The organism is Martelella sp. UBA3392 (genome assembly GCF_002358775.1).
GTDB lineage: Bacteria > Pseudomonadota > Alphaproteobacteria > Rhizobiales > Rhizobiaceae > Martelella > Martelella mediterranea.
This window is the reverse complement of the sequence record NZ_DEPM01000022.1, coordinates 590-11468: the sequence shown is the minus strand read 5'-3', so window position 1 is coordinate 11468 and position 10879 is coordinate 590. Positions and strand designations below refer to the sequence as shown.

The 10879-nt window shown below is 63.7% G+C and carries 11 protein-coding genes and 1 pseudogene; 3 read left to right on the top strand and 9 right to left on the bottom strand.

Annotated elements, in window-relative coordinates; all coding sequences use genetic code 11:
• Positions 1-136: 136 nt before the first annotated feature.
• The 6 genes from B4E36_RS01910 to B4E36_RS01885 all read right to left on the bottom strand — a co-directional run bounded on the left by B4E36_RS01910 (position 137) and on the right by B4E36_RS01885 (position 4808).
• Complete coding sequence (locus B4E36_RS01910) at positions 137-922, bottom strand: ThuA domain-containing protein (RefSeq protein ID WP_345899912.1); 786 nt, start codon at positions 920-922, stop codon at positions 137-139.
• Positions 923-978: 56 nt separating this feature from the next.
• Positions 979-1254, bottom strand: a complete 276-nt coding sequence (locus B4E36_RS01905) for an HPr family phosphocarrier protein (protein ID WP_292058105.1) — start codon at positions 1252-1254, stop codon at positions 979-981.
• Positions 1255-1262: 8 nt separating this feature from the next.
• The gene (locus tag B4E36_RS01900) at positions 1263-1664 is read right to left on the bottom strand and encodes a PTS sugar transporter subunit IIA (RefSeq protein WP_292058107.1); all 402 of its coding nucleotides are present in this window, start codon (positions 1662-1664) and stop codon (positions 1263-1265) included.
• Positions 1665-1777: 113 nt separating this feature from the next.
• The gene (locus B4E36_RS01895) at positions 1778-2260 is read right to left on the bottom strand and encodes an HPr kinase/phosphorylase (protein ID WP_292058109.1); all 483 of its coding nucleotides are present in this window, start codon (positions 2258-2260) and stop codon (positions 1778-1780) included.
• Complete coding sequence (locus tag B4E36_RS01890; protein WP_414673709.1) at positions 2257-3963, bottom strand: stimulus-sensing domain-containing protein; 1707 nt, start codon at positions 3961-3963, stop codon at positions 2257-2259. Before B4E36_RS01890 ends, B4E36_RS01895 begins: the two co-directional genes overlap by 4 nt.
• A 128-nt stretch (positions 3964-4091) precedes the next feature.
• Positions 4092-4808 carry a response regulator transcription factor gene (locus tag B4E36_RS01885; protein ID WP_018065320.1) on the bottom strand — a complete coding sequence of 239 codons (717 nt, stop codon included), beginning with the start codon at positions 4806-4808 and terminating at the stop codon, positions 4092-4094.
• A 334-nt stretch (positions 4809-5142) separates the two neighbouring features.
• Here B4E36_RS01885 and B4E36_RS01880 point away from each other — a divergent pair, with 334 nt between their 5' ends.
• A complete protein-coding gene (locus B4E36_RS01880) occupies positions 5143-6750 on the top strand; it encodes a phosphoenolpyruvate carboxykinase (RefSeq protein ID WP_292058114.1) in 1608 nt (535 codons plus the stop codon).
• A gap of 96 nt (positions 6751-6846) precedes the next feature.
• Here the strand turns inward: B4E36_RS01880 and B4E36_RS01875 are convergent, their stop codons facing one another.
• Positions 6847-7287, bottom strand: a complete 441-nt coding sequence (locus tag B4E36_RS01875) for a glyoxalase superfamily protein (protein WP_292058116.1) — start codon at positions 7285-7287, stop codon at positions 6847-6849.
• A 243-nt stretch (positions 7288-7530) separates the two neighbouring features.
• On the opposite strand from B4E36_RS01875, the gene arfB reads away from it, so the two are divergent.
• Together arfB and B4E36_RS01865 are read left to right on the top strand one after the other, a co-directional pair.
• Positions 7531-7968 (top strand): alternative ribosome rescue aminoacyl-tRNA hydrolase ArfB, encoded by a 438-nt coding sequence (gene arfB, locus B4E36_RS01870; protein WP_292058118.1) that lies wholly within the window; start codon positions 7531-7533, stop codon positions 7966-7968.
• Between the two features lie 5 nt (positions 7969-7973).
• On the top strand, positions 7974-8585 hold the full coding sequence (locus tag B4E36_RS01865; protein WP_292058120.1) for an alpha-ketoglutarate-dependent dioxygenase AlkB family protein: 612 nt from the start codon (positions 7974-7976) through the stop codon (positions 8583-8585).
• A gap of 62 nt (positions 8586-8647) precedes the next feature.
• Here the strand turns inward: B4E36_RS01865 and B4E36_RS01860 are convergent, their stop codons facing one another.
• Together B4E36_RS01860 and B4E36_RS01855 are read right to left on the bottom strand one after the other, a co-directional pair.
• Positions 8648-10639, bottom strand: coding sequence for a TRAP transporter permease (locus B4E36_RS01860; RefSeq protein WP_292058125.1), 1992 nt, complete (start codon positions 10637-10639; stop codon positions 8648-8650).
• A gap of 9 nt (positions 10640-10648) precedes the next feature.
• A pseudogene (locus B4E36_RS01855) lies at positions 10649-10879 on the bottom strand (hypothetical protein); the annotation flags it as partial.

The following is a 10879-nucleotide window of genomic DNA, read 5'->3' as shown; positions in this document are numbered from 1 at the left end:
CGGATCGACGCCCGCCACCACGCTCACGCCGTCCATTTCGGCAAAGGCTTCGGCATGAACGCGCGCCATGCCGCCGGTGCCGACGATCAGCACCCGTACCGGTTTCTTCGTCTTGTTCATGGGGCTGTCTCCGTGGTCAGCGAAAACCGTCTTCGCCGGGATTATGCAGGCGGGCGCCGCGCTCGGTGATCTTTTCCGGCGCCTTGTCGACGGGCACGTTGGGAGCGGCTGTCGGTTCGGCGATACGGCGCGCCGGGTTATAAGCCCAGCGCACGGCATTGGCGATTACGCGCTGGACATTGGCGTCGTGATAGGTCGGATAGGTCTCGTGGCCGGGGCGGAAGTAGAACACATTGCCCGCGCCGCGCTTGTAGGTGAGGCCGGAACGGAACACCTCGCCGCCCTGGAACCAGCTCACGAACACGGTCTCCAGAGGTTCCGGCACGCCGAAGGGCTCGCCATACATTTCCTCATTCTCAAGCTCGAAACTCGGGCCGACGCCTTCGGCGATCGGGTGGTTGGCCGAGGTCACCCACAGCCGCTCGCGCTCGCCGGCTTCGCGCCAGGTGAGATTGCAGGCTGTGCCCATCAGCCGCTTGAACGGTTTGGAAAAATGCGCCGAATGCAGGAAGATCATGCCCATCCCGCTCCAGACAGCCTCGCAGACGCGCTCGGCAACCGCGTCGGAAACCTCGCCATGGGCGGCATGGCCCCACCACAGCAGGACGTCGGTCGCAGCAAGCCGCTCGGCCGTCAGGCCGTGCTCGGGGTCTTGAAGAACGGCGGTGTCCGCCTTGATGCCGTCATTGCGGTTCAAGCTTTCGGCGATGGCGGCATGCATGCCGCGGGGATAGAGTTCGGCCACGGTCTTGTTGGTCTGCTCGTGGACGTTCTCGCCCCATACAAGGGTTCTGATGGTCATGTCTGGTATCCATTTTTTTCCGGATTGGCGCGGCGCGGAACGCGTTGCGGTCGGGCTTAGCCTTCCTCGCCGAAACGGTCGGCGATGAGCGCCTCGATGGCATCGAGCGCCGCTTCCGCCTCCGCGCCCGCGGCTGAGACAACAATAGTGCTGTTGATGCCGGCGGCAAGCATCATCAGCCCCATGATCGAGGTGCCGCCCACGCGCATGCCATCCTTGGCGACGGCGACGGAGGCATCGAATTTCTCGACGGTCTGGACGAATTTCGCCGAAGCGCGCGCATGCAGCCCCCTTTTGTTGAGAATAGTCAGGCGGCGTGTAACGGTTTCCATATGGCCTGCTAGTTCCCGCTCAACACACGGCTTGCGACATTGATATAGCGCCGGCCGGCATCCTCGGCTTCGGCAAGCGCCTTTGCCATGTCGTTTTCCTGACGCACGGCCACAAGCTTGATCAGCATCGGCAGGTTGACGCCGGCGATCACCTCGATCGTGCCGTTGTTCATCACGGAAATCGCAAGGTTTGAAGGCGTACCGCCGAACATGTCGGTCAGGATGATGACGCCGTTGCCGGCATCGACCTTGCCGACGGCGGCAACGATATCGTCGCGGCGGCGGTCCATGTCGTCTTCCGGGCCGATCGAAATCGTCTCGATGGCATCCTGGGGCCCAACAACATGTTCGACCGCCAGACGGAATTCCTCCGCAAGGCCGCCATGGGTCACAAGAACCAGTCCGATCATTCACCAAGCTCCTTCTCGGGGCGATAACGTTCGCATCTTGTCGAAGCGGGCGCGAAGTGCAAGCCAAAACGGCGAAATCACACATGAAATCAGTCGCAGCCGGGCCAAAGCGATCAGCAGTCGGCAAGGCGCGGGCGCGCGGGACGCCCTTCCACAAGCCCGGGGCAAAGTGCCGCAAGCGCCGAAAACGGATCGGGCGAGGGCCAGGCGAGGCGGGCTAGCGGCAGCGCCAGACCCGGAAGAAGGTCAAGCCTCTCGCCGGACGCCGGCAGACGCTCGGCGGTGGCCGGATCGACGGGCAGAAGCGCAAAATCCGCGACCGCCTCAGGCAGGTAATCGATCGGCACGAGACCCGTTCCGCGGATTTCGATCAGGCCCGCGGTCGCCGGCGGCGCGGCCGCCACGGCCCTGCCGTTCGACGCCGAGATCAACACCTGGTCATCGGCGACGAGGCTTGCGTAAAGGCCATGCAGCCGACCCGCCCGGATCAGCGAAAGCGCCAGCGCGCTTTTGCCGGCGCCGGACGGGCCGGTGATCAGGATGCCGGTCGCGCCGAGCACGATCGCCGTTGCATGCAGATTGACCACGCCGGTCATGACGCCTTGCCGGTGGCGGCCGGCAGGGTGAGGGTGAAGCGCGCGCCCTTGACCGCGCCGGTCTCCGTATCGGTGACATTTTCCGCCATCAGCGTGCCGCCATGGGCCTCGGCGATCTGGCGTGAGATCGACAGGCCGAGCCCGGAATTCTGGCCGAACGCCTCGCCGTCGGGCCGGTCGGTGTAGAACCGCTCGAAAACCCGCTCCAGCGCGTCCGGCCGGATGCCGGGGCCGTTATCGGTGACGGTGACGATGATCTGCGCCCGTGTGCGGGTCAGCGCCACGTCGACGCGGCCGGTCTTTTCCGGCACGAAGGAGCGGGCGTTTTCAATCAGGTTGGTGACGATCTGGCCGATGCGAAGATCATGGCCATAGGTCTCGAACGCGGTCTTGCCGTGATTGCCGGGATGGGCGGTGAAGCCGATCTGAACCTTCTTGTGGCGCTTGCTGGTTTCGCGCGAGATATTCACCAGATCGGTGAGCAAAGCCTCGACATCGAAGCGCGCCGCATCCTCGCGGGCAAGCTCGGCATCGAGCCTGGAGGCGTCGGAAATGTCGCTGATCAGCCGGTCGAGACGGCGCACATCGTGCTGGATGATTTCGGTCAGCCGGGCCTTGGATTCCTCGGTTTTCGCCAGCGGCAGGGTTTCGACCGCGCTGCGCAGCGAGGTCAGCGGGTTCTTCAGCTCATGGGCGACGTCGGCGGCGAAGCTGTCGATCGCGTCGATCCGATCGTAGAGCGCCGTGGTCATTTCCCGAAGCGCCGTCGACAGGTGGCCGATCTCGTCCTGGCGGGCCGAGAAATCCGGGATTTCCTCGCGCTCGCGCGGGCCGCCGCGGCGCACCCTAACGGCGGCTTCCGACAGCCTGCGCAGCGGGCTTGCGATCGTCGAGGACAGCATGAAGGACAGGATCATCGTCACCAGCGCGGTGACCCCGAAGACACGGATGATCGCGATCCGCTCGGCATGGACGATCTCGTCGATATCGCCGGCCTGGGTGGACAGAAGCAGCACGCCGAGCACCGCGCGGAACCGCTGGATCGGCACGGCCACGGAGACGATCAGCTTGCCCTTGTCGGTGACCCGCACCACGGCGGAGCGCTGGGCGTCCAGCGCCTTGATGACCTCCGGATAGATCGAGCCGTCGCCACCCGGCGCCTCCTCATAGCGCGGCAGGTTGCCGGGCTGCAGGAAGCGGTTCATGAGGTTGCCGAGCTTGTCGCCGATGCTTTCGGCGTCATCCTGGCTGGCGGCGGGCAGGTCGTAGCGCAGCACCTGGCCGCGCGAATAAAGGTAACGCGAGTCGAGGATGAGGTTGGCGTCGGGATCGAAGATCCGCGCCCGCGTCCGGGTCGGCGAGATCAGCCGTCGGAGGATCGGCGCCACTTTTTCGGGGTTGAGCGGAAAGCGCAGATCCTCGTCGCTTGCGGTCGGCCGGGCGCTTTCGCCGGCCTGCAGTTCCAGGAGCTTCTGCGGATCGATCGTCATCGTGTCGGTTTCGACCGAGGCCGAAGAGGCGATCGCGCCGGCAATGATTTCGCCCTGGGTCAGCAGGCTTTCGACGCGGGCGTCGATCAGGCCCTCTCGGAACTGATTGAGGTAGAGAATGCCGCCGACCAGAAAGAACAGCGCCAGAAGGTTGAAGAACAGGATGCGCCAGTTGAGGCTCGAGAACACGGTCGAGGCCAGCACCCAGCGCATCACGGCGAAGGGCTTTCGCCAACGCCGGGCCGGTTTCGCTTTGTTGCTGGCTGTGTCCGTCACGCTACGTCCTGCGAACGCCGGCGCGGCCGCCTATCTGCGGAGCGCCGGTCGTCATCGTGGAAAAATCAGGCCGCCTCGCGGAAGCGATAGCCGACGCCGTAAAGGGTCTCGATCATATCGAAATCGGTATCGACCATCTTGAACTTCTTGCGCAGACGCTTGATGTGGCTGTCGATGGTGCGGTCGTCGACATAGACCTGATCGTCATAGGCCGCATCCATCAACGCGTCGCGGCTCTTGACCACGCCCGGGCGCTGGGCCAGCGATTGCAGGATCAGGAACTCGGTGACGGTGAGGGTGACCGCGCCGCCCTTCCAGGTGCAGGTGTGGCGCTCGCGGTCCATCACCAGCGGCCCACGCTCCAGCGGACGGTTGGCCTCGCCATCGGCTGGCTTCACGCCATTGGCGGCGGCCTCGCGGGCGGCGACGCGGCGCAGCACGGCGCGCACGCGCTCCACCAGCAGACGCTGCGAAAACGGCTTGGTGATGAAATCGTCGGCGCCCATCTTCAGGCCGAACAGCTCGTCGATCTCTTCATCCTTGGAGGTGAGGAAGATCACCGGCATATCGGATTTCTGGCGCAGGCGGCGCAACAGTTCCATCCCGTCCATGCGCGGCATCTTGATATCGAAAATCGCAAGCTGCGGGGGGTTGGCCTGAAGCCCGGTCAGCGCGGTCGCGCCGTCGGTATAGGTGTCGACGCGGTACCCCTCCGATTCGAGCGCGATCGACACCGAGGTCAGAATGTTGCGGTCGTCATCGACCAGAGCGATCGTCTGCATGGGAACTCCCTGTCAGCATTTGTTTTTTGGAAGGGCCGCCGCAAAGCGGACCAACTCCCTGTTTCTAGCATTTCTTGGAAAAAAACTGGAACAAATTGTGGCAAGCCGCCCGACACGTCCGATCCGTTGCGGTTTAAACCGGATTTAGCGTCGGCCTTTTTGGAGGGTTAAAGTCATGAGAAAACAGAGAAATTTTCATATATGCGTCATAGGCGAAATTTCTTTAATCGATTAAATGACTGATTTCATTAGATTTTGCGACTTCCCCGGTTGTCGGATGCGAATTAATTTAATATGTTTTTAAAAAATTGAATTTCCCTTGAAAGGCGAGAACATGGCGGAGCATGGAATCTACAATCGCAGCTTTCCGGTCGAGAGCGCGGGTCTGAAAGACCTGAAATCAGTCTATTACAACCTCCTTCCGGCCGAACTCTGCGAGGAATCGATCCGTCGCGGGGAAGCGGTTCTGACGGCGGGCGGCGCCTTGCGCGCGCTGACCGGCCAGCACACCGGCCGCTCGGCCAAGGACAAGTTCGTGGTCTGCGACGACGCCACCCGCGACCAGATCTGGTGGGACAACAACAAGCCGATGTCGCCGGAGCATTTCGCGCTTCTGAAGGCGGATATGCTGGCCCATGCCGCCGGCAAGGACCTGTTCGTCCAGGACCTGATCGGCGGCGCCGACGAGGACAACCGCCTGCCAACGCGGGTAATCAGCGAATATGCCTGGCACGCCCAGTTCATCCGCAACCTGCTGATCCGTCCGGATCGCGATGCGGTTGAACATTTCGAGGCGAAGCTGACGATCATCAACCTGCCGTCGTTTTCGGCCGATCCGAAACGCTATGGCTGCCGCACCGAAACCGTGATCGCCTGCGATCTGGTCAACGGCCTGGTGCTGATCGGCGGCACATCCTACGCCGGCGAAATGAAGAAGTCGGTCTTCACCGTGCTCAACTACCTGTTGCCCGAACGCGGCGTGATGCCGATGCACTGCTCGGCCAATGTCGGGCCGGATGGCGACGCCGCCGTGTTCTTCGGCCTGTCAGGCACCGGCAAGACCACGCTCTCGGCCGATCCGGCGCGCACGCTGATCGGCGATGACGAGCATGGCTGGGGCGAAAAGGGCCTGTTCAACTTCGAGGGCGGCTGCTACGCCAAGACCATCCGGCTTTCGGCGGAGGCCGAGCCCGAAATCTACGCCACCACCAAGCGGTTCGGCACGGTGCTGGAAAACGTCGTGCTCGACGCCGACCGCCAGCCCGATTTCGACGATGGCTCGCTGACCGAAAACACCCGCTGCGCCTATCCGCTGGATTACATTCCCAACGCCTCGCGCACCGGGCTCGCGCCGCATCCGAAGACCGTCATCATGCTGACGGCGGATGCCTTCGGCGTGCTGCCGCCGATCGCGAAACTCACGCCCGAACAGGCGATGTACCACTTCCTGTCCGGCTATACCGCCAAGGTCGCGGGCACCGAAAAGGGCGTGACCGAGCCGGAAGCGACGTTCTCGACCTGTTTCGGCGCGCCGTTCATGCCGCGCCACCCGACCGAATACGGCAATCTCTTAAAGGCCCTGATCGCCAAGCACGGCGTCCAGTGCTGGCTGGTAAATACCGGCTGGACCGGCGGCGCCTATGGCACCGGCAGCCGCATGCCGATCCGCCAGACCCGGGCGATGCTCGCCGAAGCGCTGTCGGGCCGTCTGGCGCAAGCCGAATTCCGCACCGATGACAATTTCGGCTTCGAGGTGCCGGTCGCGGTGCCGGGCGTCGATGCCGCGATCCTTAACCCGCGCGGCACCTGGTCGAACCCGACCGCCTACGACGCGCAGGCCAAGAAGCTGGTCGACATGTTCGTCGCCAACTTCGCCAAGTTCGAGGACCATGTCGATGCCGGCGTGAAGGCGGCTTCCCCGGGCGTGCTGGCCGCGGCCTGAAAACAGCTTTAGCTCCGCAGGAGGAGTGCATGAAATACCCGGGCGGCTCAGGTTGCCCGGGTATTTTTCGTTTTCAGCGCCGATCTGCCCGGTCCGCTACCAGGACAGTTCGACATGCGGCCGTCCATCCGAGGTCTTCGCCGGCGAGCGTCCGGTTTCGTCGATGGTGCAGTTGATCCGGCGGCGAAAGGCCGAAAAGCTCTCGAAGGTGACCACATCGATCGCCTCGTCGAATTTCATCGTCAGCCGGTAATAGCCGGGCCGGTTCTGCAACGCCTGCACGGAGATCACCTCGGCGGTGAAAGGATGACCGAGATAGGTGCCGCTGACCCGCGCGCCAAGCATCCACGGATTGAGCGGCGGCCGGTTGCCGACCTTGGCATGCAGCGTGTTCCAGTCGCGAAAACCGTATTGCGCGGCGATCAGTTCCAGCGCGCGGGAGTGGCTGATGGTCTGGTCTTCCTGCGCCAGCCGGGCGCGCAGGCGTTTCGCCTGATCCTTGAGCGTCTCAAGGGCTGGGAGTGGTGTATGGGGCATTGCGAAGTCTTCCCTTCGCATTCGCTTGTCTGGTGTTCCGGTGCCCGCATTGCCTGAAACGCGAATGCGCAAGGTTTGAAAACATCGCTCATCGGTTTGAAGGGAACTTCACCAGAGCACAGCGTGCTTGCGGGCGGCCGGCGTCCCTCACCGTGCCGTTTCATTAATCCGTCCCGGTTTTGCGGTCAAGTTGCCAATCATCGGGACTTGATGCGGCGGGCCCGGGCGTGAGATAACGCCGCCATGGCATCAAGCGACCTTTTCATCAATGACCGGATCACGATTTTCGGCTGGGAACTGACCGAGCAGTTCGTGCTGTCGGGCGGGCCCGGCGGGCAGAACGTCAACAAGGTCGCAACCGCCGTTCAGCTGTTCTTCCCGCTCACGGCCTCGCCCTCTCTGCCCGATACGGTCAAGCGCAATGCCGCGCGCATTGCCGGCCGCAAGCTCTCCAAGGAAGGCGTGCTGATGATCGAGGCCAACCGGTTTCGCTCCCAGGAGCGCAACCGCGAGGATGCCCGCGAGCGGCTGAAGGAACTGATCCTCGCCGCCGCCGCCCCGCCGCCGCCAAGACGCCGCAAGACCAGGCCCACCAAGGGCTCGATCGAACGCCGGCTGAAGGCAAAGACCGGGCGCGGCGCCATCAAGAAGATGCGCGGCAAGCCCGCGCCGGACGAGTGAGAGCGATGAACGACCTGCCCGAAGGCTTCCGCTATCTGCCGGACTATCTCGACCGCGCCGCCCAGGAGGCGCTGGTCGGCGAAATCCGCGCCGTCGTCGCCGAGGCCCCGCTTTACGTGCCGACCATGCCGCGCACCGGCAAGCCGATGTCGGTCAGGATGACCAATTGCGGCGCGCTTGGCTGGGTCACCGACAAGCAGCGCGGCTATCGCTATCAGGCAACCCATCCGGTAACCGGCAGGCCGTGGCCGCCCATGCCGGCGAGCCTTCTGAACCTTTGGGATATGCTTGCCGACTACGAACGTCCGCCCGAGGCCTGCCTCGTCAATTTCTATGACGATACCGCGAAGATGGGCCTGCATCAGGACAGTGACGAGGCCGATTTCGCGGCACCCGTGCTCTCGGTCTCGCTCGGCGATACCTGCCTGTTTCGCGTCGGCGGGACCGAGCGGACCGACAAGGCGGTGTCGCTGAAGCTCAAGAGCGGCGATATCGTGCTGCTTGCAGGCAAAAGCCGCCTCGCCTTCCACGGCGTCACCCGCACCTATCCCGGCACCTCGACGCTACTGAAGAATGGCGGCCGGATCAACCTGACGCTCCGCCGGGTGACGGCGTAGCGCCTCATCGCACGAAAAAGCCGGCGGGCATGACCCCGCCGGCTCGCCTTGGGAGGCTGTGTTCACACCGCGCCCGTCGGGCTTAACCCTCGTCGGTTCTGGATCAGCGCCGCGATCACCACCGGCGACATCACCGCAAGCCCGATCGCCAGCAGTTCGAGATCGCCGATGCCTGCGATCGCCTCGCCCGGCAGCGCGATCAGGATCGCGCCGATCAGGAGCGGCAGCCGCAGGACCCAGGCATAGGGGCTGTCGCGGAACACCGGACCGATGCCCATGATATAGCCCTGGATGCCGCCCGCGAACATCCACACCCCGAACAGCGCCAGCATCACCGACAGCACGATATTGCCCCAGCTTCCATGCCCGATCAGCGCCGGATCGAACACGAAGAAGAACGGGATGAAATAGACGATGCTGCCGATCTTCATCGCCTCGAAGCCGGTGCGCATCGGCGGCGTGTTTGCGACCGATGCGGCGGCGAACGCGCCGAGCGCCACCGGCGGCGTGATGAAGGACAGCATGCCCCAGTAGAAGATGAACAGATGCGAGGCCAACGGATCGAGCCCGACCTGGATCAGCGCCGGCGCCAGCATCACCGCCAGGAAGATGTAGCAGGCCGTCGCCGTCATGCCGGTGCCGAGCACGAGGCTCGTCAGCGCGCCCATGATCAGGAGCAGCAGCGGGCTGTCGCCGGCGATCGACAGCAGATCGTTGACCAGCGTCGCCGCAAGGCCGGTCATCGAAAGCCCGCCGACAATCATGCCGACGGCGGCAAGGGTGGCGGCGAGCGTGGCGAACAGCCGGGCAAGCGAGTCGATGAAGTGCAGCACTTCCTTCCTGCCCCAGCGATCGGTCTTCGAGACGATCTGGTTGATCACCAGCAGCGCGGCGGTGGCATAGAACGGCGCATATTGCTCGTTCTGCATCACCAGCAGCATGAAGGTCAAAAGCCCGAAGGCGAAGACATGGTGCCAGCCTTCCTTCAGCGTCTGCTTCAGCTTCGGCAGTTCCTCGACCGGAATGCCCTTCAGCCCGTCACGCGCCGCACGCGCATCGATCTGGATGAACAGGCCCATGAAATAGAGGAAGGCGGGAATGGCGGCCGAAACCGCGATCGTGGCATAGGGCACCTGCAGGAAATCCGCCATGACGAAGGCGGCGGCCCCCATGACGGGCGGCATGAGCACGCCGCCCGTCGAGGCGCAGGTCTCGATCCCGGCCGCCGTCGTGCCCTTCATGCCGACCCTGCGCATGGCCGGAATGGTCATGACGCCGGTGGTCAGCACATTGGTGACGACGCTGCCAGAAAGCGAGCCCATCAGCCCGCTCGAAAGGATCGCGACCTTGGCCGGTCCGCCGCGGACATGACCGAGAAGCGCGAAGGCAAGATTGATGAAGAACCGGCCCGCGCCGGTATGTTCCAGCGCCGCGCCGAACACGACGAAGCCGAACACGAGATTGGCGAACGCCTTCAGCGGAATGCCGAGCATGCTTTCAAGGCTCATCGCATGATAGGCGGCGACATAGGAAAACGGCGACGAAAACGCCGAGATCGGCCCCGGCATCCTGTCGGCAAACAGCGGATAGGACGAAAAGAACAACACGATCAGACCGAGGATCAGCCCGCCCGCGCGCCTGCCGGCGTCGAGCATGAGCACCCACAGGATCGCGCTGAAGATCACCGCCGTTTGAGGCGGCGACATTTCCCAGCCGAACAGCACGATGTCATAGGCATGGATGACGAAATAGCCGAGCGTGAAAACGGTCACGGCGGCAAGCGTCCAGTCGATGACGCCCGGCCCCCTGGCGGTGTTGCCGCCGAAGCCGGGGATCAACAGAAACACCATCGGGATGGCGAGCGCCAGCACGAGATAGAAATACTGGTTTTCGAGGATCGTGAAACCGAAATGCGATCCGAGATTGAACGTCTGGTTGGTGCCGAGCACGAGGAGGATCAGGGTGAAGACCCTGACCGCCCATCGCGCCGGACCGGGAAGATGGCGGGCGGGGGCCGTCTCGCCATCATGATAGATCTTTTCCGGTTCGGACATTGCCTTCTCTTACCTGAAATAGGCCGGGAAGCCCGCTGCTTCCAACGCGTCGGCGCGCACCTGCATCCACTTCTCGGCAAAACCGTCGCCGCTTTCGCCTTCCATGGTCGCCCAGGCATCCTGCAGAACCTTGCCGCGGGCAACGAGGTCGTCATTGTGCTTCTGGATTTCGTCGGTCCAGACGCCGGCTTCCTTGTAGTATTCGATGGCGCCCGCATTATACGGCACGACCCAGTCGAA